This window comes from Ruminococcus bicirculans (ex Wegman et al. 2014) (assembly GCF_000723465.1).
Lineage (GTDB): Bacteria > Bacillota > Clostridia > Oscillospirales > Ruminococcaceae > Hominimerdicola > Hominimerdicola aceti.
The window spans coordinates 1,008,316-1,028,278 of sequence record NZ_HF545616.1 but is presented as its reverse complement, the minus strand read 5'-3'; the positions used below and the strand labels follow the sequence as shown (position 1 = coordinate 1,028,278).

Genomic DNA, 19,963 nt, shown 5'->3' with positions numbered 1-19,963 from the left:
TGAGACTTTTTCTTGGTTGCTTGGCATTTTTATTCCTCCGTAAGTAACTAGTTAAAGATTTATCAATGGCATCATTATTTCCCAATATACTTCCATATCAGATATTTCAAGATTTTCCACCACATCTTTTCCATTTAGGAATAGCGGTACTTTGTAACCTGCGCACTTGTTATGCGGTAAAATATAATTGTTATTTGCCTTACGCCACTTTTCATAATACTCTGAAGCTAAGCATACCAAATGATTAGTGGGAATTTCTTTATTGTGAAAGTCATAAAAGTTAAAATCAGTATCAAAGGCTTCACCTGTTCCTGGCTCAAACATCAGTACTGTATCCGTCTCATTATAAATTGCAAAACTCCGTCCTAGCCAATCATAGCCAAAAACCATTATTTTTCCCATTGCTGGCGGAAATGTTTTACCTATTATTTCATTCCATTTTTCTCTATCTTCTAGATTATGGATTCTGTATAGCCCATTTAAGAATGATTTACCATTATAAACCTCTAAAAACTCTCTTTCGCTTTTAATATCCAATTTTTCATTATTCTTAATGAATTCGTTAAAATTTTCGTACATGAATTAACACTCCTCAATAATTTATTGTCGATTGACCATTGTAAATTTCCTTATTATTGTACCGTAATCAAAATCTTTAATCAAATAGCCTATTTGTTTGCCAAGACTCCTATTTACACTTTTATCCAAAGGCTTTCCATTAACTTTTACATCAGGATTTCCGCCAAGTTGTAAATCTATTGTGTGATCAATATCTTTGCCAGCTGGTATCGAATCTTTTCCAAATGCCTTCTTATATTCTACAGACGGAGAATCATTTCTTTCAACCTTAGTTTTTACAGTATCAGCATCCGATAAAGCTTTACATTTTGCATCGGCTTCTGCTCGTTGCTCTGGTGTCCAATCCTCTTTATATGATAGCTCAGCATCATATGTACCGTCATCATTTTTTATCAACTTGCAATTTGCATTATGAACCCAAACCCCATTCTCACCAACATAGTAAGTATGATAGTCCTCTACCTGAAAATTATACACCTTAACAGGTTCTTCTGTCAACTCAACATCAAAATTTTCAACTAAAAGAATGTTTCCATTTACATCAAGTAGTTCATCACCAACTATTAGTTCAGAAATTAATCTCCAATTAAGATCTATTAATCGCCAATGCCAAACTTTTCTCTATATTCCATGTTTGTAGCAAACAACTCGTCAAATGGAACTATTGATTTTGACGCGGTTTCAATGTTAACTTCTTCGGACCAAAGAAACGGATATATCAAAATGGCTTTATCAAATTCCACATTCTTTGCAGATTCTCTCCAATTTGTCCACCTCATTGAACTATAAAATTCATCTATATTCCCCTGAGCGAGCCAGGCAATAAATTCAGAGTATCTTAACTCAAGGTCTTCCCAATCCAAAGTATCAGGAGCAAAATACCACACATCGCCTATGCCCTCATCAAATTTGCCTGAATTGATCGCAAATATACCGCCCACAACATCAGTGGCAACGATAAGCATTTGTTTGACCCTCTCAGGTGTACCGTTTTTAGACAGCAAATTTATTTTAGATATGCCTACCCTATCAGATGTATCACCGCCATAAAGTCTTATCCAATCATCAAATACAACTCCTGATGTGTTCAGTATGACAGCACCCATAGCAGACGCAGAAGTTACTCTAAGCATATCACATATTTTAGCACTGTCTGACCCAGCACCATTAAATATCGTTACCTCTGTCTGTGACGTTTCAAACATTTCCTTGATCTCTAACCACAATTTATTATTTTCCTGCATTTTCATTAACCTCCATTAATCAACAATTATTATTTCAAATGTACCCCCATCGGGGAGACCCCTTAGTTTATGCCCAATAAAAGAACCCGAACCTCTATTATCGGATCTTTTGATTGCACGAACATGAGTCCCTTTGCCTCCTTCTTTACACATTGCAAAAGGATACTCATCCAAATCCTTACCTGAAACTTTGCTAATTGCCTTTAGTGACGCTTTTATATTAGATTTTGCTACACTTCTATTTATTGTAAGTTCCCTCGGCTGACCATTTTTTATTGCATCCTCAATGTGTTTTGCAGACTCTGGATACTTTTCTCTTGATAATGTAATTTTGTAATCTGCGTTATGTACAAGTATTCTAAACTCACCAACATGATAGGTATGAAAATCTTCTACCTGAAAATAATACACTGTAACAGGTTTCTCTGTCAACTCAATAGCAAAATTTTCAATTAAAAGTATGTTACCGTTAGAATCAAGGAGCTCATCATTAATTTTAAGTTCACCTGCATTGATAAAGCCCTTATCTTTTACATAGAACGGGTGGTCAACTGATATATATTAAAATTATTATCTAATACCCGAAACAATCTCAGCCAGAAAATTCCACCATTTGTATAAATCATCAAATTCACGAATATAATAGTTTCCAAGATATTTCGGATTACACATAACAATCAGTTTTTGAGCGGAAAGATCGGACAATTTATTTTCATTTTCATATTCTTCAAGTATACTGTATATTCTATCGGCATCTTTTATATAACCATTACTTAATAGATAGTCATGTAATTTAAGTAATTTATCTTTCATTTTAGATTTACCTCTCAATCGCACCATTGTATTTTCCACCGTCAGTAACAACTTGCCAACCGCCACCGCTCCTCGGTATACCATCATCAGCAATAACTGCCCAATCAGGTTGTGCAGCTACCTTTCCCTCAAGCAAAATCTGCGATCTTGTTAGTTGCACTGTGCTTTCAGCCATCGCAGTATTATTCGGCGGCAGTGCCAAGTTATTAATTCTTTCTGTAGGAGTTATACCTGCAGATTCTCTTGTAACAAATACTCCAGATGCTTCTCCGGCATTTGATTCCGTAATCGTAAATGCTTCCCCTTCGAAACCTTCTCTTTTATAAATAGGTCCATCAAACGAATCTATAAGATTCTGAGCTGCTTGCTCATCTAATCCTCGTTCTTTTAATATATCCTTTACCTCCGATTGTGTAAGTTCAGTATACTTATCTGGTTCTAAGGAAGCGTAATTCTTTCCCGCATTATGCACCAACACGCCCAATGTACAAACATGATAAGTATGAAAATCTTCTACCTCAAAATTATAAACCTTAACAGGTTCTTCTGTCAACTCAACATCAAAATTTTCAACTAAAAGAACATTTCCGTTTACATCAAGGAGTTTATCGCCAACCAGCAGCTTACCAGCCTCAACAAACCCTCTACATTGTACATAAAACGGGTGCGTTTCAGTTGAAGCAAGTACACTTACAGTTCAAATCGGTGTACCTGCAAAATCGTTGATAAAAATGTTCTGTAAATAGTAATTATATTATATTTTCAAATGATTCTAAAGGTCTGTATAATGTATCTTCATAATACAATAGAACAATATTGTTATTTACAATAAGAAGCACATCTGAAGGATAACAAAAATCCGACCATTTTTCACAAAAAATAGATGCTGTAATGCTTATTGCTGAAGTATGATCATATAACAATGTTACTTTGTCTGAAATACTTTTTTCGAATAAACTCATTAATTTTTGTTGAGTTACTCTCTCCATTGATTCATCGCCCCAACCACAGTCACCTATGAAAACAGTCAGTTTATGATCAATCATCATTTGAACATATGAACTTTTTTGAAGTATTTCATTATCGCATATACTATTCCAAATTTCAACTGCTTTGTTTTCATTAACAACATTCATTTCTGATAGCTGCTTTGGAGAGAATAGCGCATAATTTTCGCTTGTATATCTCCAAGCATATTTAAATTCTTTTATATCCATATCTATTCCTCCCAAAATATATGTCCTGCAGAGCCATTATGTTTTCCCTTTGCCCAATCATGATAACAAATATGTGGCATGTTATATTCATTATCAATAGGGTGAATTTGATAATTAGATTTTGGTGCATTTGTTGCATATGTTTCTGCTTTAGGCAAATCAGGCATTGCTTCATTTATAAGTTGTTCCGCTTGCTGTCTATTTGAAGCAATATAATTGTTTCCTTTTTTTCTAGCAGATCTTAATTCTTTAACTGCTTGTTTCCAAGAAGGAGAGCCTGGTTTATCAACAATGGGAATTTTTTCTTCTCCCTTGGCGGTACGGACAGTCTTTGTTTTATATTCATTACTTGCATTATGCACCAACACGCCTAATCCGCCAGCATAATAAGTATGGAAATCCTCCACCTGAAAATTATACACCGTAACAGGCTTGCCTGTCAATTCGACATCAAAATTTTCAACCAAAAGAATGTTTTTGTTTGAGTCAAGCAATTCATCACCGATTGCAAGTTCTCCTGCTTTGATAAAGCCTTGATTTTTTACAAAGAACGGGTGGGTTTCAGTCGTTATGATCTCTTCGCTGTTGATCACCAAATGAATAAGCTTAGAATCTTCTCATATATAGGTTCAAAACGTAAGTTAGAAAATAGATAAGTGTATACTCTTTTTCCTGTTAAAGTTGTGTCTTCAATCCTAAAGTAATTACCATCTGTATCATATGCTACTTATTTTCCAGTTTTAGGATTATTATATATCTCCTTGCCGCTAAAAGCTGTGAAACTTTTTCTTGGTTGCTTGGCATTTTTACACCTCCGTAAGTATATTGGTTAAAGATTCATTAATGGCATCATTATTTCCCAATATACTTCCATATCGCATATATCAAGGTTACCCAGTTCGTCTTTACCACCTAAAAACAGAGGCACTTTATAACTAACACAATCCTTATGGGCCAGAGGTTTGTAGTCATTTGCTTTATACCAATATTCAAACAAGTCCGACACAAGACACTCAATAGGATTTTGGGAAATGAGTTCATCATGGAATTTTATTATATCGGCATCGGTATCATAAACATCACCTGTGCCAGGTTCAAAAAGTATTACCATATTCGTTTTCTTTTCCAAAGCAAATATACGACCCATCCAATCATAACTTAAAACTGAAAAAGTATCTTTATATTTAGGAAAACAGTCACCAACAATATCATTCCACTCATCAATATCATTTTTTTCAAAGAATCTGTACATTCCGTTTAAATAACTTTTACCAGAGACAGCATTGATAAAGTCTTTAATTGAACGGCAACTCTTGTTTTCACCAACAAATTTAAAAAAATTTTTAAACATTCCCTTTTATCGCCTCATCACATTCTGAACATCGATTGATTATTTGACATATTTCTCTTTAATTTCTTCATACCAACTCATAAATTCCGACACAGGTGATATTCCACTCTTGGTATAGTTATCATAACGGTAGGATGCATCGAATTTATGAGTAGCAACATCAAACTCCAACTTATATTCATTAGGACCTTTGCATTGATACATATCGCACAATTCAACCAGTTTGTCAATATCTTTTATTCCGATCGATAAAAACTCGTCAGAGGCCTCATCATCGGCAAAATTCCCAGCAGGTATAACTCTCTTTCCTTTAACAAAAATAGCATTGAACATTTTCTGCGATGTATCTTGATAAATATAAATATATATTTTATCAACACTTCCGTTGGTATATTCCATACATAACGAAACAAATTCTGACTGTAAATCAGTGAATGCGTCTTCAAAACCTTTGATCATAATTTTCTCCTACTTTTTTATTAACCTTGCAACTTGCATTATGAACCCAAACACCAATTTCACCAACATGATAAGTATGGAAATCCTCTACCTGAAAATTATACACTGTAGTGGGTTCATCTGTCAACTCAACATTAAATTTTTCAACTAAAAGAACATTTCCGTTTACATCAAGAAATTCATCACCAACTATTAGTTCTCCTGCTTTAATAAAGCCTTGATTTTTTACATAAAACGGGTGGTCAACAGTTGTAACGATTTCTTCGCCGTTTACTGTAAGATGAACAAGAGTAGTTACCTCTCTTATGTATGTTTCAAGGACGGTCTTTTCACCAGTTTCCATTGTTTCAGGATCTGTTGAAATGATTTTATCTCCTGACTTTATCTTTTCTATGGCAACCATTCCGACAACCGCCATGACAAGCGTTCCCGCCACAAAACATGACGGTTTAACTCCTGCACTGTTAGCTGCCTTGTTAAATCCGCTGTTCATTCCGCCGGTAAAAACAGCTACACTTGCTATAGTCGTCTGAGCTACATTGTATATAGAACTCTCATGCAAAGCCGCATTAAAGTCACTCAGTGTCAATCGTATTCAAATATGATACTATTTTAATATTCAAAACAGATAATTTTTGATTTGACACATTAATATATTTCTTACAATTTTCCGTTATTTCATAACGAAAATGAATATTTATTACAAAATTATCAAATTGCTTATCTGGATAAATATCTGCATATTGCTTACTCTCAATATACCACAAATATGTATTGAGCTTATCTTGTAATATAACAATATGATCAAATTCAAACTTACCCTCAAAGTGCAAATGATCATATATTTCCATAATTAAGGTTTTATTATCATCATCAAATGCTATTCCATCAATAACATTTACATCTGTAACAGCCATATATTTCACTTCCTGTTTTAAATTTGGTTAAATGAAATTTTATTTACCTCTAATCGTATTGATTGGTGTACCTTCAGGAATTACATCTCCAGGTTTAAAAAACACCACCACCTTCTCCAGTAACTACAAGATCTTTATTTAAAGCTCCTGTATCAAATCCATTAGCCTTTTGATTAGATGTGTATGTTGCAGTTTGACTCGCTTTATACTCTTCAATAAAAGGATTTCCATCTGAATCTAAAGCAATACCATCGAGGTAATTTTCACCATTTCTCATGGCATTTCCATTAGAATCCATTGGCTTTACTGAAACTTGTGTTTCTGCTTCAGGGTGAGCTTCTTTCAAATTAGAAAATTGTTCTTTCTCAAACTTCTTCCCATTTTCTTGATTTTTGGTAACGTTTTCAGCCTTTTTCCCTGAATAATCCTTGCTAGCATTATGCACCAACACGCCCAATGTACAAACATGATAAGTATGGAAATCCTCCACCTGAAAATTATACACTGTTGGAAACTTTGAGTTATCTGCGTAACTAATATCTAATCACTGTTACATAATTCCCACATATCCATAAACAAAGCATTTCCCACAGTCATTTGGTTAGTTTCTTCTCTGTCTTTAAACTTTTTTATACCTGGATATACTTCGTCCATATCATTAATATATAATCTTGAATAACCTTTTTCTGTGAGATAATTGCAAATCGTTTCATCAACATCAAATTGCTTTTTGCTATACGGCTCATTTCTGAATCCAGCAAGATATGAATCCATTCCATCAGGATCTGGACTGTCAATAGAAAATTCATCTTGAAGGTAGAAATACTTAACTATCTTGTTTATTTGCAGTAGCGAAACATATTCAATTTCACCTTCTGAAAAAGAACACCTATTTACAACAATTCTAATCTCTGAAGAAGGCTCGTTTGAATCAAAAAACTTCTCAACATTTTCAGATTTGGTCTTTATTTTTTCCAATAGTTCATCAAGAAAATCAACTGTGTCCCTGCACTTTGAAATAAATAATTCTGTATTTCCGTTTATGTATATATCTTCTATCGCTTTTTTTATATCATTTTGCATAAAATATTACCTCGTTATATCATTACTTTACTATTAAATCGTGTTGACCCGATGTATCAGCAGGTTTTGTATTATTAAAATCAAAATCTACCCCTCTTAAAGTCCTTAGCAGGAGAATATTTTCTACCAAAATTATGTACCAGCGCACAAAAGAAGTCAACACGGTAGGTGTGAAATATTTTAATTAGACGTCTTTACTGTAATATTTTTTTGCATCACTTAGGCTGACCTTTTTGATATAACGTAACTGTCAGTCCTTCCTCGCCCATAATTTCTTCGCCAATTTCTACTACGATATCTCTGCTTGGGAAAAGCGAATTAACTCTGAGTTGCCAAAAATACTGAATTGCCTTTGCAAACTCCTCAATATAGTCATCTGAACTATTTATAACGTCACATTCTTTGACTAAACTTTGCAATGACCAACTATTGACGAACATCTCAATATCTTTAGTATTTTTATAAAGTTTCCTTAATTCCATGATATTTCCATTATAGAACTCAGAAATAAATATACAATCATCAACTTCAATGATCTCTGGACAAAACAAACTAGCAAAACTAATTGCCGTTTCAATATCGATGAATTAGCAACATAATTCATTAAAGACCTGCCCTGTATTTTAGAGAAATCATGTAGTATCCTCTCATCAACTATGCTTTTAAATATTTTCATTTTAATCACCGATTTTCTAATAATTCTCTTGGAACAGGACCAATTAATTTCATATCACGTGGATATAAGTGTCCGTTCAGAGCAATATCATAGCCTCTTGCTTTGACTCCCTTTGTAGAAATATCCAAATTTAATCTACCATCCGCCCCATAAACCAATTTATGTCCACTCTCTGTATTCACATAGGTATTCGGCTGGCCTTCAAGAGGTCTTGAACCTCCACTTCTTCCACCAGTTCTTATTGTTCCATCATATTTAGTTTCCTTGATTTTTTTGAATATCCAGATCAGATGTATTTTGTGTACGAGGATTTGCATAATCATTTGCATTATGCACCAACACTCCAAAACCACTAACATGATAAGTATGGAAATCTTCTACCTCAAAATTATAAACCTTAACAGGTTCTTCTGTCAACTCGACAGAATGATTTTCAATTTGTTTTCACAGCAGATACTACAAAATTTTCTATGCCGACTTTTCTATAGAAAAAAGCATTACTTTGCAGAATCTGAATAGTTTCTTAATTGTTCAATAGTCTTGACATACAACCACTTTGTTTCCACATTTTGAACATTTAAAAACAAATGCAGCAGTTTCATATCCTAAATCCGCCCAAAGAGCTTCGTAACTTTCAACATTATTCTTTAGTTCATCAATCAAAAGTTCTTTTAGTAAAGACAATCCATCACCGTTTGTAGAATTTTTGATAAAATCTTCCCTTTCCCACTCACCTATATATGTCATATAATCATCACAGCAAACAGGCCAATCGTTATTTTGAATCCAAGGTACAGGTGGACAAAAACTCAATTCAGTTACTTTTTCATTTTGTTTTTTTACAACTCTGTCTGCTATATAGCTAGGAATATCTACACTTACTTTTCGTTTATCAAAGCAATTGAGACATATAGATACAAGATTGTCATCTCTGTCAAAAAAAGATCCTTCAAGACAATGTTCAGAACCTCCACAAAACTGACATGGTGTTTCTGTGAAGTATCCATTCTTTAAGACATCACTAAAATACTTATAATTATTCATTTATTTCCACCTTCCCGAATCCCACTCATTTTTCCAATAATTTTTCTTTTGCTGACGCCATTGAGCACGATTAATTTTACTTCCTTCATTATAGTGAGGGTGATTTTTTTATAATTACCACTTAGTCGATGATCAGTTTGAGTTTTTTCATAAAATGGTCATTGGGATTTTGATTATCATGATGTATTTCAATTTATAACTAGGTGAATTAGTTTGGAATCTTCTCTTATGTATGTTTCAAGAACTGTTTTCTCGGCAGTTTCAAAGGTTTCGTGGTTTGTAGAGATAACTTTATCTCCTGCTTTGATATTTTCAATAGCAACCATTCCGGCAACCGCCATGACAAGCGTTCCTGCCACAAAACATGACGGTTTAACTCCGGCTTGATTTGCGGCACTGTTAAAGCCTTTATTCATTCCGCCTGTAAATACAGCAACTCCGGCTATGGTCGTCTGTGCAAAATTATATACTGAACTTTTATGTAATGTAGCATTAAAGTCACTCAGCCAATTATCGCCAAACAGAATTTTTGATTCAATGGGTATTATATTAATGCTTTAATATAATTTAAATATTTAGGATCCGCATCCGAAAAAACTTCCTCACCATCTAACATATATGCTCTTATTAAGTAATCTTGTGCTTGTTTAAAATTATTCAACTCATAAAAGCATTCACCAATTCTAACATAAATGAACGGATTATCCAAGCCGTCAGGACATTTTTCAGCTTCCAAGAAGTAATTTAAACTCGTTTCATATTTATCATTTAAATAATAAACGTCTCCAAGTGCAGTCAAAAGCCAAGTAGCTGCCTCCCAATTATAGATAGGCTTTGGCAACAAGTTTAGCGCTTGCTCATATTTGAGAATTGCTTTATCATATTTGAAATTATCCGCTAATTCGTCGCCTTGTTCACTTAACTTAACAATTTTTTTATAAACTAAATCATTCAATTCCATAAAAATCTCCTTTTACTTACATTTATAACTTTATGTGGTCGCTGGGGGCAAATAAGTACCTAGGTGTGCACCTTGAGATCGATTAATACTATATAATTCTAAATAATAATTATTAGAATCCAACATAAATGCTCTCACTTCTGGGGCTTTTGCACCATAAAATCTGCCTTTTTCATTCCACCAAACAACTGCATCTTTTATGTGAGCCATATCTGCTTTTTCAATCGGATACCAATTGCCATCACTTGCAAGAAATTCTTTTTTATTATTCCTGATTTTTCCCTCTGATTACAGACATTCTTATCAACCTGTAAATAGTTTTAAGTTTTACAGAATTGATAATTGGCAGCAAAAAAAACATTTCACAATTAATCGTAAGACGAAAAGTTTTATGTGCCTTATATACAAGGTTCAAAAATAGGATTTAATACTATATCTTAATCAGCATCGTCTTTATCAACAACATACTCTACTGTAATATTTGAACTTAATAGCTTACCGTTTACATGTGCAATAAATCTTTTACATAGACAAGACGGTTCAAACATAAAAAAAATTTTCACATGAAATTTTTTGAAGTCCTTACCAGGATATGTTGTTTGATATTGTTTACTATCAATATACCATATATATGTATTTAATTTATCCTGCAACATTAACATATGATCTTTTTCAAACTCACCCTCAAAATCAAGATGATCATACAGTTGAAGAAGGAGGATGCTATCTTCATAAGCAACACTATCTACAACATCTCTATCAGTAATAGCCATTTATTTCACCTATTTCATTTTATTCTTTTCTATATGTATTAACTCTCGTTCCCTTAGGGAGTATTTCTCCCGTATGAGAACCGCTTGTAATCATCATATCCTTATTAGTTGCTTTTTCTGGGAAACCATTAGATATTTGATTCTTTTGGTAAGGCGATTTTGGTCCTAGTTTATATTCGTTTATTTCAAATTGTCCTTGCTCATTGATGTACAAATCATCAAGATAATTGCCGCCTTTTGACATTGCGTTCCCGCTATCGTCTATTGGCTTAACTCTAACTTGAGCTTCAGCGGTTGGATTTTTTTGTTTTAATTTTTCATGTTGATTTTTTTCGTATTCGTGACCAGCTTTTTGCCTTGCTTTTATTTTTTGCATTTTCTCTGGAGAATACTCTGCATTATGCACCAATGCACCAACACACCAAAACCACTAACGTGATATGTATGGAAATCCTCTACCTGAAAATTATACACTGTAGTGGGTTCATCTGTCAACTCAACATTAAATTTTTCAACTAAAAGAACATTTCCGTTTACATCAAGAAGTTCATATCCGATTGCAAGTTCTCCTGCTTTGACAAAGCCACGACTATTTACATAGAACGGGTGGTCAACAGTTGTAACGATTTCTTCACCGTTCACAGTGAGATGAACAAGCGTTGTTACCTCTCTTATGTAGGTTTCAAGAACAGGAGTTCGCTATAAGTTCAGATAAGCGACCATCTATCGAAAGTGTCATTTTATCACCTCGTCATTACTCAATTGAAATGAACCATATCATAAGGATAATACTGCTCATTTTGTAAATCGTTATCTATAAAACCAAGTCTTTTTGCAATAGCACCAGCTTCAAAACACCAATATCCATAATACTGATATTTATTCACCAGTTCATGTGTACCATACCAAGCACTATCTACAGAGCCTTTATACCATCCTCTCAAATATTTTAGAAAAGCATCTCTATCTTCACCGTTAATGCTTTTTACTAACTTTTTGTATGGACGAGGGAAGGATATTTTCGATGTATCAAACTCACTTTTATTTCCAATGAGGATAAAATCTAATAATGAATCATATGTTTCAGATTTACTCAATTTATTTTTTATTATATTCAACTTACCATCGTCCAAATTCAGAAGATATGCTAAAGAAGCAAAAATAATATTGCTCTCGTATACTGAATCATCCCAAGCTTCACCAAACAAATCTAAAGAAGATTTAAATTCTTTTTTTATTTCTTCAATTGAATCACCTTTTGAATACTTTGCGATTATTATCCCGATTTTTTTTGTAAAATGTAATCTTTTACAAAAAGTATCTTGTCATTTAAGTATTTTCCAGCAGCAATACCCTCTTCAAATCTTTTGATTCCTTCTGACATTTTCAAAATATACTCATCAAAATACTCTTTTGATTTAATTGTATCTCGCATAATATTCTCCTTAATATCAAAAACTCTTGATGTAAATAATTGTCTACTTTAATGACTTAACACTAGTTGTAACATCTACTAAACCGTTATCCTTACTTACATTTACTCTGAACAATTCCTTAACAGTATCACCAGTTGCAAGTCCTTCGATTATGTCATCTGGGTCATCGACTATTTTCCCTATATTATTTTTTATCTTAGTAAATTTCACCTTTATTATTGTTTGGCACTAATAAAAGAGGTCATTCTATTTCAAACCATTTCCATGGCTGCGTTTCATCATCACGAAAAGCGCCGCATCCTAGAGGAAGATCACATAATTCACCAATAGAAGAATCAATCTGCTCCATTTCCGAAATCGATATTATAGCAGCACTTTCTTCACTAACGTCCTTTCCGTCCAGAAATTCCCACATTCCATCTTCTTTATCATGGAAAACTAAAACTACTTTCTTTTTTTGTTAATAATATCTACAGTTGTTATTACCATTGTATTTTCATCAATATCAAACATAATTTTTCCTCACTTATTTGATTTAAAAATATTTTCTTCTCTTGATAAAACCTGTGCATTAGAATAACTATTACTTCATCCACTGCTTCTTGGCTTTATGTGGTCAATTTGAACTTCCAATGGATCTGGCGTTACGTTTAGCTTACTTTGAGTTGCGGGAACAAGTTCTTTTCCTGACATATCAGATTTTATTTTTCCGCCATTTCGTCTCATATTTTCTTGTATTATCTGTCTTTTTTGAGCCTTTGTAAACTTTTTCCCTTCACCTACATATTTTGAATCTTTTAGATTAGAATAATCACCAGCATTATGCACCAACACACCTAATCCGCTAACGTGATATGTATGGTAATCCTCTACTTGAAAATTATACACCTTAACAGAATCATCTGTCAACTCAACGTCAAAATTTTCAACTAAAAGAACATTTCCGTTTACATCAAGAAGTTCATCACCAACTATTAGTTCTCCTGCTTTGACAAAGCCACGATCATTCACATAAAACGGGTGCGTTTCAGTTGTAACAATTTCTTCGCCGTTGATCACCAAATGAATAAGCTTCGGATCTTTTCTTATGTAGGACTTTTATGATGATTTTAGTTAGTCTTCCTGCGGATCATATATCCATACCAAATCACATTGTAATTCGTTACAATATTTTTTTAATTTATTTAAATATTTATCGACAACATCTGGGCAATTTTGGGAAAAGAAGATTTTAATACAAGGCTGTTTATCAAATTCAGGATATTGTTCAAACAATTGTCCTGATTTTATAAAGCCTATATAGTTTTTTAATTTATCTTGAAGCAATTGCCAATGAGCTACTATTGCTTCTTCCTGCCATGTTAAATGGTCACTTATACCCATAATTATATGATTATCTTCAGCATAAATGTAATCAATACTGTTTTTCTCAAGTACAGACATTAGTTACCTCCTATTAATTTCATATCATCTAGAATGGAGCGAGTTATACCATTCCTTGTCGTATATCCCTTTAAATGTCCAAGTATAGTGCCGCCTAAAAAGCCGTCTTTTCCTTTTCCTCTTATCATGCCACCAATTTTTTGATTTTGGGTATATGGAGCTGTATCTGATGCTTTTACCTCATAAAAAAAATCATTTGTTATTTCATCTGCTCTAACATTATAATCCACCAAATTGCCATCGTTATCAAATGGTTTTATAGTGATTTCCTGTTTGGTTTCGGGGTGTTCTTTAAGCAATTTTTGATGTCTTTTTAAATCTGATTTGAGCTGATTGATATATATAATTTTTCTTTGTCTCTGAGACCTCAGCTCATTTGCTCTGTTTTCATAGTTATTAACTTCAGAACAAGCGTCATAATATCTACTTCTAGATTCATAGTAGTAATCTTCATAATCCATAGGTATTAACACCCCAATCACGAATATTTGCTGAGTTTTAATTTCCCAATGACCAACATTAGATATTCCGTAAACATAACAATAGGAATAGTTTTTTCTATGGGCTGAAAAATCACTGATACTGCTAGCCATATGAATAATTCTATTGATAAGATCAAATAGGCTCTTTTTTTAAATACGCTAATTTCATCTCTGTCTAAAGACTTGTTTTTATCTTCGACAGTGGCAAAAGCAAAGCATACCACCATACTTCTTAAAGAACTTAAGCATAAAAGACTTCATAATTTCACTTCCTTTTACGATTATTGCGATATACACACCATTATCATATCATATCATATTAACATATACAAAGGTAAAGCAATGGTACGAATTATGGTGTTTTTGGGTACAAAAAAAGCAGTGCCCGTATCAGCACTGCCATAATTTTTATGATTTTTTCACTACATTATATAAAACTGCTTTTACAACATACTTGTCATCAACAATGTTGTTCTGGAGTTTTCCATTGTATTTTTCCAACGATGTCCTTACACTTATCAATCCGTATCCATGTTTTTCTGGATCATCATATTTGCTACTTATATTTGCAAATGTATTTTCTATTTTTATTACTATCATGCCTATTGAATAATTTATGTCAATATTAAGCTGCTTCACCTTTGCTTCTTTCAATGCATTCAGAGCATTATCCAATAAATTTCCTAATATCACAGTTAAATCAAATGAATTTACCTGTAATTCTTCAGGCAATACAATATGGCACGAAAAAACAACATTCATTTCATTGGCAATCGATAATTTATAATTCAACAAGCAATCAAAGTCTATATTACCTGTATTTACGAATTCTTTTTCGGTAATTAAATTATTGGTCATATTATTGATATATTCATCTGCCTTTGTGTAATTGCCGTTTTCTAAATCATATTTTAACTTTAACAAATGATTTTTCATATCATGCTTTAATAAGCGTATTTTCTTTTGTGACTCGTTCATTAATTGAATTTGATTTTTGTAAGCTTGATTAGAAGATTCAACAGCGTTAAACATGATTTTCATTTGCATATTTTCTATATATTTATCATACAAATAAAAATTTAAAAAGTTGATTATCAATAATATAACTGAAATTACAAAACATTTTGCATTAGATTCAGGCCCGGAAAGTTCGGCTATAATAATCGTTCCGATAGAAATTATCACTAAAAGCATAACATAGTTGGAAGTGACTATGATTTTTTCTTTTCTATTAAAATAATGTCTGAACAGAAAAACAAATCCAAGAAAAGCAATACTTTGAGGAGTATTTGACTTTAAAAGCATTGATTCTGGGAAAATGCAAAACATCATCCAATCTAATATCATGCCAACCGCACAAACGCCGATAGTTAGAAATATATAAGTTTGTATGGGCTTTTTATATTGTAACATTATCACGAACATAGGCAATATATTGCTGATCAAATTCAGCATTATGTTATCCATAAAAAGATACACACCGCAATTTATTAGATAATAAACAATATAAGTCAAGATCTCAGCAAATTGATGAAGTTTACTCTTGCCCAAAACCGCAGTAAAAAGTATGTATACAGCATACATATGCACCGCATTAGAGACTAAATATACCGTTGGCTGCATTTACGATCCTCCTATCTTGTCAGATAATATGTCCATTACACTGTTACGATATCCGTCGCTGATCTTTAGCCTTGTTCCGTTTGATAATACAACAGTTTCAAAATCTGCATCAACAATGTGATTGATGTTAACAGCCAAGCCACGTTTTATTACAACCATATCATTTTTCATTTCATTAGTTACAGCATCACTAAATTTATGATAACAAATTATCTCTTCACTTGATGTAATCAATTTAAGCTTTTTTCTTTCACTTTGTATATAAATTATTTCGCTGACGGCTATTTTGTGCTTAATATTTTCCAATGTATAAGTGAAGAATACATTACTGTTCGAATATAATTTGATGAAATTAGAAATACAAGGATAAAGTCGTTCTTTACTTACCGGTTTAATGATGAAATCAAAAGGGTGGACAGAAAATAACTCCATTGCGTATGAATCTTTAGCCGAGATGAATACTATCTGAGTCCTTATATCCCCAATCCTGCCTCTGATTTTTTTGCCCAAATCCACTCCATTCATATTAGGAAATTCTATATCCAAGAAAATTAAATGATAGCCCATTGAGGACTGCAATCTTTCATATAAATCTTCGCATGTTAAAAATATATCAACGTCAAAGTCCAAATTGTATTTGAACTGATATTCCAACAATGATCTTTTGAGTTGGGCACATACATATTTTTCGTCATCTACTACCGCAATTCTAATCACGACGCTCACCTGCCTTAATTAACATTGTACCAAATATTTTACGTAAAATCAATACATAATTTGTTAAAATCGTGGTATAATACATTAATACAGATAAGACAAACCTTTCGCAAAATCTGCACCTACAGGCAAAAAGGCAAAAAAGCAACGTAAAATCATGCATTATTTACTACCAATCAGATATTTCTGACGGCTAAAAACTTTTAAGCTACAAAATTAAGTTTTTCAACATATTTCTTTTTTGTATCAAGCGATGAGTGAACATAGCGGTTAAGTGTAATATTAACATTAGAATGACCTAGCAACTCGCTGACAGTTTTAGCATCAAAGCCATTCTCAATACAAACAGTAGCGTATGTGTGACGCAGTAAATGAAAATTAACGTTTTTGGAATGAACTTTAACCGTTCTTCTTCCCTGACTTCCGACGGTTCGCAGCGAAAAAAACAGATGCTTACTCCAGAAATTCATTAAGCTCTTCAAGCTCACGGTTTTTCTTTAAAAGCTCTTTGATACGCTTGTTTGCTGCCTGAAGCTGCTGTGCGATAGTAAGTGACTCTCCTTTGCGAGCTTTATTGCCTGCTTTCGTTAAATTGTGTTGACAAATCCCATTAAACAAGGACTTTCAGATAAAGAAAACGGACACCAATCAAGATACGCATTGTATCAAAATTGGTGTCCTGTTATGGTGCGGATGACGGGACTTGAACCCACATGACCTTGCGATCACTAGCACCTGAGGGTGGGGTAACGACAGTGAATAATAAGTTAACTCATACCCTTATCCTACTGATAACCCTCTTATCCATCTCATGCACCGTATCGCACAGCACGGAAATATCCTCTGCCGAATGAAAGCATATCAGAATAGTCTTGCCCTGCTCCTTGTAGCTGAGAAGATACTCTCTCATTTCCTTAACGCCGTCCTTGTCAAGTCAGTTGAAAGGCTCGTCAAGAATAAGAATCTTCGGGTTTTCCATGATAGCCTGAGCAAGCCCTAAGCGCTGAAAGCCAAAGATATAGTGCTTGCATTCAATACAAAATTAAGTATTGATTCCATAGCTAAGAATCACGAAATTTAGTTTTTTCTTAACCAATTATACAATTCATACATTATTTTTTAAAAACTTCAAACGCATCTTCGTTTTCAAGACTCCATTTATATTTTGTCCCAATGATCTTTGTTCCTTTAAATCTAACAGTAATGGTTTTACCTTTATAATCTGCTGTTATTCTGCAATATATATCCCTGTCATGATATTTATATATTTGTGGATCACCATGGATGATAAGGGAAAGGGTTTGACTGTCGTATCCTGCAGATTCAGCATAGTTGAAGGTCTCATCAACAAAAGTTAATTCATATTTTTTACAAATCTTTTTTTCAAAATATGAGCCAAATATCTTATGATCCATCTGTGGTGATGGTATTTTTGCAAATAGAAAAAGTATCATACCGAGCAGTATTATCGCCAAGACTGAAAATAATATTATTTTTTTTTCATAATACCTCCACATATATTTATATTAATGCTGTTGTATTTTTTATGAATAAAGGTTTTAGGGTTTTTACGACTTTTTTGTCACTATTTTTAATTTCATAAGAGGCTGTACTACTGTAACCTATTGGGTCATTATTTCCTGTAGACGCATTATCACCATACATCTTTTTATAGTCGACTACTGTCTTAATTGCTACATATGGCTTGTAATAATTTCCTTTGTTTGTAAAACTTCTAGTTAACTTCTCATAATCGTATAACTTTGTTTTTGTGTTTAACTTTCCCTCAGTAAGCACATACTTCCACGCTGTCTTATCACAACTGTAGCCAAATTCCCATCTGCCTTTATACTTAACCCATGTATATTTCATTGTGGTATTTAAGCAAACATCCGACAATCGAAGAAACTTTGAACTATCCGTATATAGATCATGTGGTGACGGCGTACGAGAAAATAGTGATTTTATTACCACCCCTAAAGTTTTACCAGCTATAGGATGACCACATCCTGCTAATAAAGCCCCAAAACCTTTTCCAAATAATGTTGAAACAGCTGTATTTAAATATTTTTTTGCGGTTGCTTCATTGGAGCATTTACCAATAAGATAGATATTGGGAGAATAATTGCGACGTAACTTTGGTTTACTAGTGGATACTTTATCACTTACACTTAGTGAGTAGTATTGATATGACTTTCCACCATAGGAATACGTTGATGATGTGCGAATCACGTCATACATCTTTTCGATTCCCTTACAAGGATAAAAGCTAGCTTTAGCTTTGTTCATAACATTGTAACTACTCGATATATTTTCTTGATTGCAAAATAATTCAGAAATCTCATTTTCGCTTAGTAAAAGGTCTTTAGTTTGCAAATCTTTTCTCAAATCGTTGTATTTACTTTCCACAATTATGTCGTCTGGATTATCTTCTAGAGCCGATACAGTATCAAAATACTCAGTAATTAGTTCATCATTTCTCTGTTGATATTCTTGCTCCATTGTATTAAAGTTTGTGAAAACCTCATCACTCTCTGAAATTGTTACATCATCTCCAGATATAGAGATACCAGCCGCAATTATGAATCCTTTGAAATCAATATTTTTAGAATTAATATTTACATAACCATTTGGTGCAAAAAAAATACCTTTATAATTAAATTCATTGGAATTAATCACTATATTTCCTGTGTGAGATGCAATAATTGAATTTTTTGATTCGGAGGTCACAGATGTAGCATTAATAGTAATGTCTCCGTCAGTATATAATCTCCCATCAATATTTAAATCTTGTAAAACCAATGAAAAGTCAGTAAAATAATTATCTCCTTCAATAGTATATAGATTATCAGAGTTAGCTATATTATTAAAATCATCATATTCATTGTTAATAAATATTGCATTTAATGAATCAAAAATTAATCCATTATCATTTTCTGTTCTCATTCCTATTTCTTTTATGCTATTGTATGAAATATTAATAGAACCAGCTCATGCCAATCACAAGAATTGTAATCAAAGAAACGATCCTTTTATACACAAAAAACACCTCCTTTTTTGTTAGCATTAATACAGAAGCTTTTACTCCCTCATTCATACATAACAAATCAGAAGGTGGATTCGTTACAGAAAAACAAAAAATAGT

At 33.0% G+C, this 19,963-nt stretch carries 31 protein-coding genes and 4 pseudogenes; all 35 read right to left on the bottom strand.

What is annotated here, in order from left to right; all coding sequences use genetic code 11:
- Positions 1 to 51 precede the first annotated feature (51 nt).
- Positions 52 to 579 carry a hypothetical protein gene (locus RBI_RS04610; protein ID WP_081855958.1) on the bottom strand — a complete coding sequence of 176 codons (528 nt, stop codon included), beginning with the start codon at positions 577 to 579 and terminating at the stop codon, positions 52 to 54.
- A gap of 21 nt (positions 580 to 600) precedes the next feature.
- Positions 601 to 1,155, bottom strand: a complete 555-nt coding sequence (locus RBI_RS04605; RefSeq protein ID WP_272481051.1) for a polymorphic toxin-type HINT domain-containing protein — start codon at positions 1,153 to 1,155, stop codon at positions 601 to 603.
- Positions 1,156 to 1,175: 20 nt separating this feature from the next.
- Positions 1,176 to 1,823 carry a DUF2625 family protein gene (locus RBI_RS04600; protein ID WP_038671383.1) on the bottom strand — a complete coding sequence of 216 codons (648 nt, stop codon included), beginning with the start codon at positions 1,821 to 1,823 and terminating at the stop codon, positions 1,176 to 1,178.
- 15 nt (positions 1,824 to 1,838) lie between these two features.
- Positions 1,839 to 2,381, bottom strand: a complete 543-nt coding sequence (locus tag RBI_RS15250) for a polymorphic toxin-type HINT domain-containing protein (protein WP_272481050.1) — start codon at positions 2,379 to 2,381, stop codon at positions 1,839 to 1,841.
- Between the two features lie 12 nt (positions 2,382 to 2,393).
- The gene (locus tag RBI_RS04590; RefSeq protein ID WP_147340069.1) at positions 2,394 to 2,636 is read right to left on the bottom strand and encodes a hypothetical protein; all 243 of its coding nucleotides are present in this window, start codon (positions 2,634 to 2,636) and stop codon (positions 2,394 to 2,396) included.
- Positions 2,637 to 2,643: 7 nt separating this feature from the next.
- Positions 2,644 to 3,315, bottom strand: a pseudogene (locus RBI_RS04585) (polymorphic toxin-type HINT domain-containing protein); the annotation flags it as partial.
- Positions 3,316 to 3,385: 70 nt separating this feature from the next.
- Complete coding sequence (locus tag RBI_RS04580; protein WP_038671377.1) at positions 3,386 to 3,853, bottom strand: DUF2947 family protein; 468 nt, start codon at positions 3,851 to 3,853, stop codon at positions 3,386 to 3,388.
- 2 nt (positions 3,854 to 3,855) lie between these two features.
- Entirely contained in the window at positions 3,856 to 4,446 is a 591-nt protein-coding gene (locus RBI_RS14020) for a polymorphic toxin-type HINT domain-containing protein (protein ID WP_242843680.1), read from the bottom strand.
- 236 nt (positions 4,447 to 4,682) lie between these two features.
- On the bottom strand, positions 4,683 to 5,204 hold the full coding sequence (locus tag RBI_RS04570) for a T6SS immunity protein Tdi1 domain-containing protein (RefSeq protein ID WP_038671375.1): 522 nt from the start codon (positions 5,202 to 5,204) through the stop codon (positions 4,683 to 4,685).
- A 39-nt stretch (positions 5,205 to 5,243) separates the two neighbouring features.
- Positions 5,244 to 5,663 carry a hypothetical protein gene (locus RBI_RS04565; RefSeq protein ID WP_038671373.1) on the bottom strand — a complete coding sequence of 140 codons (420 nt, stop codon included), beginning with the start codon at positions 5,661 to 5,663 and terminating at the stop codon, positions 5,244 to 5,246.
- The gene (locus RBI_RS04560; protein WP_051706443.1) at positions 5,647 to 6,156 is read right to left on the bottom strand and encodes a polymorphic toxin-type HINT domain-containing protein; all 510 of its coding nucleotides are present in this window, start codon (positions 6,154 to 6,156) and stop codon (positions 5,647 to 5,649) included. The genes RBI_RS04565 and RBI_RS04560 overlap by 17 nt, the downstream gene beginning before the upstream one ends.
- Before the next feature lie 82 nt (positions 6,157 to 6,238).
- The gene (locus tag RBI_RS04555; RefSeq protein WP_038671371.1) at positions 6,239 to 6,580 is read right to left on the bottom strand and encodes a DUF6572 domain-containing protein; all 342 of its coding nucleotides are present in this window, start codon (positions 6,578 to 6,580) and stop codon (positions 6,239 to 6,241) included.
- 94 nt (positions 6,581 to 6,674) lie between these two features.
- Positions 6,675 to 7,085 (bottom strand): hypothetical protein, encoded by a 411-nt coding sequence (locus RBI_RS04550; RefSeq protein WP_148303565.1) that lies wholly within the window; start codon positions 7,083 to 7,085, stop codon positions 6,675 to 6,677.
- A 35-nt stretch (positions 7,086 to 7,120) separates the two neighbouring features.
- Positions 7,121 to 7,663 carry a hypothetical protein gene (locus RBI_RS04545; RefSeq protein WP_038671367.1) on the bottom strand — a complete coding sequence of 181 codons (543 nt, stop codon included), beginning with the start codon at positions 7,661 to 7,663 and terminating at the stop codon, positions 7,121 to 7,123.
- Positions 7,664 to 7,878: 215 nt separating this feature from the next.
- The gene (locus RBI_RS04540) at positions 7,879 to 8,145 is read right to left on the bottom strand and encodes a hypothetical protein (RefSeq protein ID WP_038671365.1); all 267 of its coding nucleotides are present in this window, start codon (positions 8,143 to 8,145) and stop codon (positions 7,879 to 7,881) included.
- A 199-nt stretch (positions 8,146 to 8,344) separates the two neighbouring features.
- Positions 8,345 to 8,662: a hypothetical protein gene (locus tag RBI_RS14745; protein WP_148303563.1), complete on the bottom strand. Its 318-nt coding sequence runs from the start codon at positions 8,660 to 8,662 to the stop codon at positions 8,345 to 8,347.
- Positions 8,595 to 8,777 (bottom strand): polymorphic toxin-type HINT domain-containing protein, encoded by a 183-nt coding sequence (locus tag RBI_RS14520; protein ID WP_081855953.1) that lies wholly within the window; start codon positions 8,775 to 8,777, stop codon positions 8,595 to 8,597. The genes RBI_RS14745 and RBI_RS14520 overlap by 68 nt, the downstream gene beginning before the upstream one ends.
- Positions 8,778 to 8,870: 93 nt before the next feature.
- Positions 8,871 to 9,383 carry a CbrC family protein gene (locus tag RBI_RS14010; protein WP_051706438.1) on the bottom strand — a complete coding sequence of 171 codons (513 nt, stop codon included), beginning with the start codon at positions 9,381 to 9,383 and terminating at the stop codon, positions 8,871 to 8,873.
- A 191-nt stretch (positions 9,384 to 9,574) separates the two neighbouring features.
- Positions 9,575 to 9,895: pseudogene (locus tag RBI_RS14515) on the bottom strand (polymorphic toxin-type HINT domain-containing protein); the annotation flags it as partial.
- A gap of 32 nt (positions 9,896 to 9,927) precedes the next feature.
- On the bottom strand, positions 9,928 to 10,344 hold the full coding sequence (locus RBI_RS04520; RefSeq protein ID WP_038671361.1) for a tetratricopeptide repeat protein: 417 nt from the start codon (positions 10,342 to 10,344) through the stop codon (positions 9,928 to 9,930).
- Positions 10,345 to 10,781: 437 nt separating this feature from the next.
- Positions 10,782 to 11,117 (bottom strand): DUF6572 domain-containing protein, encoded by a 336-nt coding sequence (locus tag RBI_RS04515; RefSeq protein ID WP_038671359.1) that lies wholly within the window; start codon positions 11,115 to 11,117, stop codon positions 10,782 to 10,784.
- 19 nt (positions 11,118 to 11,136) lie between these two features.
- The gene (locus RBI_RS15245; protein ID WP_158455094.1) at positions 11,137 to 11,526 is read right to left on the bottom strand and encodes a hypothetical protein; all 390 of its coding nucleotides are present in this window, start codon (positions 11,524 to 11,526) and stop codon (positions 11,137 to 11,139) included.
- Positions 11,481 to 11,759 (bottom strand): polymorphic toxin-type HINT domain-containing protein, encoded by a 279-nt coding sequence (locus tag RBI_RS15240; protein ID WP_051706435.1) that lies wholly within the window; start codon positions 11,757 to 11,759, stop codon positions 11,481 to 11,483. Before RBI_RS15240 ends, RBI_RS15245 begins: the two co-directional genes overlap by 46 nt.
- 116 nt (positions 11,760 to 11,875) lie before the next feature.
- Complete coding sequence (locus tag RBI_RS15235; protein ID WP_242843672.1) at positions 11,876 to 12,235, bottom strand: PoNe immunity protein domain-containing protein; 360 nt, start codon at positions 12,233 to 12,235, stop codon at positions 11,876 to 11,878.
- A 48-nt stretch (positions 12,236 to 12,283) separates the two neighbouring features.
- Positions 12,284 to 12,364: pseudogene (locus tag RBI_RS15230) on the bottom strand (PoNe immunity protein domain-containing protein); the annotation flags it as partial.
- A gap of 29 nt (positions 12,365 to 12,393) precedes the next feature.
- Entirely contained in the window at positions 12,394 to 12,552 is a 159-nt protein-coding gene (locus RBI_RS15225; protein ID WP_242843671.1) for a hypothetical protein, read from the bottom strand.
- Positions 12,553 to 13,141: 589 nt separating this feature from the next.
- On the bottom strand, positions 13,142 to 13,642 hold the full coding sequence (locus RBI_RS04490) for a polymorphic toxin-type HINT domain-containing protein (RefSeq protein ID WP_081855949.1): 501 nt from the start codon (positions 13,640 to 13,642) through the stop codon (positions 13,142 to 13,144).
- Positions 13,643 to 13,666: 24 nt separating this feature from the next.
- Positions 13,667 to 13,996: a DUF6572 domain-containing protein gene (locus RBI_RS14000; RefSeq protein ID WP_051706430.1), complete on the bottom strand. Its 330-nt coding sequence runs from the start codon at positions 13,994 to 13,996 to the stop codon at positions 13,667 to 13,669.
- The gene (locus tag RBI_RS13995) at positions 13,996 to 14,589 is read right to left on the bottom strand and encodes a hypothetical protein (RefSeq protein WP_148303562.1); all 594 of its coding nucleotides are present in this window, start codon (positions 14,587 to 14,589) and stop codon (positions 13,996 to 13,998) included. The genes RBI_RS14000 and RBI_RS13995 overlap by 1 nt, the downstream gene beginning before the upstream one ends.
- Before the next feature lie 297 nt (positions 14,590 to 14,886).
- Positions 14,887 to 16,101, bottom strand: coding sequence for a sensor histidine kinase (locus RBI_RS04470; RefSeq protein ID WP_038671351.1), 1,215 nt, complete (start codon positions 16,099 to 16,101; stop codon positions 14,887 to 14,889).
- Positions 16,102 to 16,818: a LytR/AlgR family response regulator transcription factor gene (locus RBI_RS04465; RefSeq protein ID WP_038671349.1), complete on the bottom strand. Its 717-nt coding sequence runs from the start codon at positions 16,816 to 16,818 to the stop codon at positions 16,102 to 16,104.
- A gap of 203 nt (positions 16,819 to 17,021) precedes the next feature.
- Positions 17,022 to 17,288, bottom strand: coding sequence for a tyrosine-type recombinase/integrase (locus tag RBI_RS14505; RefSeq protein WP_081855947.1), 267 nt, complete (start codon positions 17,286 to 17,288; stop codon positions 17,022 to 17,024).
- A gap of 302 nt (positions 17,289 to 17,590) precedes the next feature.
- Positions 17,591 to 17,824, bottom strand: a pseudogene (locus RBI_RS04460) (multidrug ABC transporter ATP-binding protein); the annotation flags it as partial.
- A 106-nt stretch (positions 17,825 to 17,930) separates the two neighbouring features.
- Complete coding sequence (locus tag RBI_RS04455; RefSeq protein ID WP_147340068.1) at positions 17,931 to 18,272, bottom strand: hypothetical protein; 342 nt, start codon at positions 18,270 to 18,272, stop codon at positions 17,931 to 17,933.
- A 67-nt stretch (positions 18,273 to 18,339) separates the two neighbouring features.
- On the bottom strand, positions 18,340 to 19,764 hold the full coding sequence (locus tag RBI_RS04450; RefSeq protein ID WP_038671345.1) for a hypothetical protein: 1,425 nt from the start codon (positions 19,762 to 19,764) through the stop codon (positions 18,340 to 18,342).
- Positions 19,765 to 19,963: the final 199 nt, after the last annotated feature.

Bases quoted from the DNA above. Each gene is read 5' to 3' on its own strand.
- RBI_RS04520 (WP_038671361.1), bottom strand. From the start codon at position 10,344: ATGGAATTGAATGATTTAGTTTATAAAAAAATTGTTAAGTTAAGTGAA.
- RBI_RS04545 (WP_038671367.1), bottom strand. From the start codon at position 7,663: ATGCAAAATGATATAAAAAAAGCGATAGAAGATATATACATAAACGGA.
- RBI_RS04580 (WP_038671377.1), bottom strand. From the start codon at position 3,853: ATGGATATAAAAGAATTTAAATATGCTTGGAGATATACAAGCGAAAAT.
- RBI_RS14000 (WP_051706430.1), bottom strand. From the start codon at position 13,996: ATGTCTGTACTTGAGAAAAACAGTATTGATTACATTTATGCTGAAGAT.
- RBI_RS04560 (WP_051706443.1), bottom strand. From the start codon at position 6,156: ATGAACAGCGGATTTAACAAGGCAGCTAACAGTGCAGGAGTTAAACCG.
- RBI_RS04555 (WP_038671371.1), bottom strand. From the start codon at position 6,580: ATGGCTGTTACAGATGTAAATGTTATTGATGGAATAGCATTTGATGAT.
- RBI_RS04455 (WP_147340068.1), bottom strand. From the start codon at position 18,272: ATGATACTTTTTCTATTTGCAAAAATACCATCACCACAGATGGATCAT.
- RBI_RS04450 (WP_038671345.1), bottom strand. From the start codon at position 19,764: ATGAGAACAGAAAATGATAATGGATTAATTTTTGATTCATTAAATGCA.
- RBI_RS04610 (WP_081855958.1), bottom strand. From the start codon at position 579: ATGTACGAAAATTTTAACGAATTCATTAAGAATAATGAAAAATTGGAT.
- RBI_RS04600 (WP_038671383.1), bottom strand. From the start codon at position 1,823: ATGCAGGAAAATAATAAATTGTGGTTAGAGATCAAGGAAATGTTTGAA.
- RBI_RS04565 (WP_038671373.1), bottom strand. From the start codon at position 5,663: ATGATCAAAGGTTTTGAAGACGCATTCACTGATTTACAGTCAGAATTT.
- RBI_RS15225 (WP_242843671.1), bottom strand. From the start codon at position 12,552: ATGCGAGATACAATTAAATCAAAAGAGTATTTTGATGAGTATATTTTG.
- RBI_RS04570 (WP_038671375.1), bottom strand. From the start codon at position 5,204: ATGTTTAAAAATTTTTTTAAATTTGTTGGTGAAAACAAGAGTTGCCGT.
- RBI_RS04540 (WP_038671365.1), bottom strand. From the start codon at position 8,145: ATGGAATTAAGGAAACTTTATAAAAATACTAAAGATATTGAGATGTTC.
- RBI_RS13995 (WP_148303562.1), bottom strand. From the start codon at position 14,589: ATGGCTAGCAGTATCAGTGATTTTTCAGCCCATAGAAAAAACTATTCC.
- RBI_RS14745 (WP_148303563.1), bottom strand. From the start codon at position 8,662: ATGATTATGCAAATCCTCGTACACAAAATACATCTGATCTGGATATTC.
- RBI_RS14505 (WP_081855947.1), bottom strand. From the start codon at position 17,288: ATGAATTTCTGGAGTAAGCATCTGTTTTTTTCGCTGCGAACCGTCGGA.
- RBI_RS04590 (WP_147340069.1), bottom strand. From the start codon at position 2,636: ATGAAAGATAAATTACTTAAATTACATGACTATCTATTAAGTAATGGT.
- RBI_RS04470 (WP_038671351.1), bottom strand. From the start codon at position 16,101: ATGCAGCCAACGGTATATTTAGTCTCTAATGCGGTGCATATGTATGCT.
- RBI_RS14010 (WP_051706438.1), bottom strand. From the start codon at position 9,383: ATGAATAATTATAAGTATTTTAGTGATGTCTTAAAGAATGGATACTTC.
- RBI_RS04515 (WP_038671359.1), bottom strand. From the start codon at position 11,117: ATGGCTATTACTGATAGAGATGTTGTAGATAGTGTTGCTTATGAAGAT.